General features: G+C 63.7%; 1 protein-coding gene. It reads left to right on the top strand.

Features of this window, described 5'->3' with window-relative positions; all coding sequences use genetic code 11:
• Window positions 1-2,296, top strand: a 2,296-nt coding sequence (locus tag B9Z39_RS16790) for an S-layer family protein (RefSeq protein WP_199221240.1), incomplete at both ends; no start/stop codon positions are given.

The raw sequence follows: 2,296 nt of genomic DNA, 5'->3' as shown, positions 1-2,296 counted from the left end.
GTGCTTGACACCGTGGCACCCACGGCTGTCCTCACCCCCGGCATCTTTGCCGACACCACCAGCAGCGCCACCGTCAGCAGCTCGGAGGTCGGCACCGCTTACCTCGTCAACAGCAGCGTGAGTGTGACTTCGCTGGCCGACATCACCAGCCAGGCCGATGGCTTGTGGAACAGCGTGGCCATTGGGCAGAGCAACACCAGCACCGCCTTGGGCTTGAGCGGCTTGAGCGACGGCAGCTACGTGCTCTACACCGTGGACGCAGCGGGCAACCTCAGCGCGGCCAGCAGCCAGACCTTGACGGTCGATAGCACAGCCCCCACGGCCACCTTGGGTAGTTCGAATGTTGTGGCCAACACCACCAGCGCCACCGTCAGCAGCTCCGAGGTCGGCACCGCTTACCTCGTCAACAGCAGCGTGAGTGTGAGCACGCTGGCCGACATCACCAGCCAGGCCGATGGTTTGTGGAACAGCGTGGCCATCGGGCAGAGCAACACCAGCACTGCCTTGGGCTTGAGCGGCTTGAGCGACGGCAGCTATGTGCTCTACACCGTGGACGCGGCGGGCAACCTCAGTGCCGTCAGCGGCCAGGGCCTTACCGTGACCGGCGTGAACCTGAGCGCTGTGGCCGCTGGCACCGGCGGCTTTGTGATCAATGGCCAAGCCAGTGGCGACACCAATGGCTACAGCGTGTCGGGCGCAGGCGACGTCAACGGCGACGGCTTGGCCGACTTGCTGGTGGGGGCTCTTCACAGCGCCCCCAGCGCGGGCAACAATGCAGGAAAAAGCTATGTGGTGTTTGGCACCACTGCGAACAGCGCCATTGAATTGAGCAACGTCGCCGCTGGCACAGGGGGCTTTGTGATCAACGGCGAATGTGCGGGTGCACAGAACGGTTGGAGTGTGTCTGGCGCGGGTGACGTCAACGGCGACGGCTTGACCGACTTGTTGATTGCAGCACCTTTCACGAGAACAAGCGCGGGCAGCAGCGCCGGACGCAGCTACGTGGTGTGGGGCACCACCGCCTCCAGCGCCATTGAATTGAGTGACGTGACCGCTGGCACAGGCGGCTTTGTGATCAACGGTGAATGTGCGGGTGATAGAAGTGGTTTGTCTGTGTCGGGTGCAGGCGATGTCAATGGTGACGGCTTGGCCGATTTGTTGGTGGGGGCCTTTTACAGCACCGCCAACAGCATAGACAGCAACGTTGGACGCAGCTACGTGGTGTTTGGCACCAGCGGCAACAGCACCATTGAATTGAGTGACGTGACCGCTGGCACGGGCGGCTTTGTGATCAACGGCATAAGTGCTAGCGATCAAACTGGCTACAGCGTGTCGAGCGCAGGCGATATCAACGGCGACGGCTTGACCGACTTGCTGGTGAGTGCGCCTTACAGCAGCAACATAAGCCCCCAAGCCGGGCACAGCTACGTGGTGTGGGGCTCCACCGCCACCAGCGCCATTGAGTTGAGCAACGTCGCCGCAGGCACAGGGGGCTTTGTGATCAACGGCCAAGCCAGTGGCGAACTCAGTGGCTACAGCGTGGCGGGCGCAGGCGACGTCAACGGCGACGGCTTGGCCGACTTGCTGGTGGGGGCTATTTTCGGCGACCCCAGCGCGCGCAACAACGCTGGACGCAGCTACCTGGTGTGGGGCACCACAGCAGCCAGCGCCATTGCATTGAGCAACGTCGCCGCGGGCACAGGGGGCTTTGTCATCAATGGTCAAGCCAGTGGCGACCTCAGTGGCATCAGTGTGGCGAGCGCAGGCGATGTCAACGGCGACGGTTTGGCCGATTTGCTGGTGAGTGCGCCTTATAGCGGCAACCGCGCCGGGCAGACCTACCTGGTGTTGGGTACCACCAGCACCAGCACCATTGAATTGAGCAACATCGCCGCAGGCACAGGCGGCTTTGTGATCAATGGTGCATGTGCCAGCGACCAAAGCGGCTTTAGCGTGTCGGGCGCAGGCGACGTCAACGGCGACGGCTTGGCCGACTTGTTGGTGGGGGCGCCTTACAGCAGCACCAGCGCGGGCAGCACCGCCGGGCGCAGCTATGTGATTTTTGGTGCCACCGACGGCACCTGGGCCAACAAAACCGCCGTCGACCAACTCGGCAGCGCCACCGCCGACACCCTCACCGGCAGCACCAGCGCCGAGACCCTGGTGGGTGGCGCGGGCGACGACACCCTCATCGGCAACGGCGGTGCCGATGTGCTCTACGGCGGCTCGGGCAACGACGTGCTGGTGGTCAACGCCAGCACCTTGCTGGCCCTGCAAAGCCCCATGGGCAGCGCCA

The organism is Limnohabitans sp. JirII-29 (assembly GCF_003063395.1).
In the GTDB taxonomy this organism is placed as follows: domain Bacteria; phylum Pseudomonadota; class Gammaproteobacteria; order Burkholderiales; family Burkholderiaceae_C; genus Limnohabitans.
The sequence above is the reverse complement of the archived record's forward strand: the minus strand, read 5'-3'. Positions and strand labels throughout refer to the sequence as shown.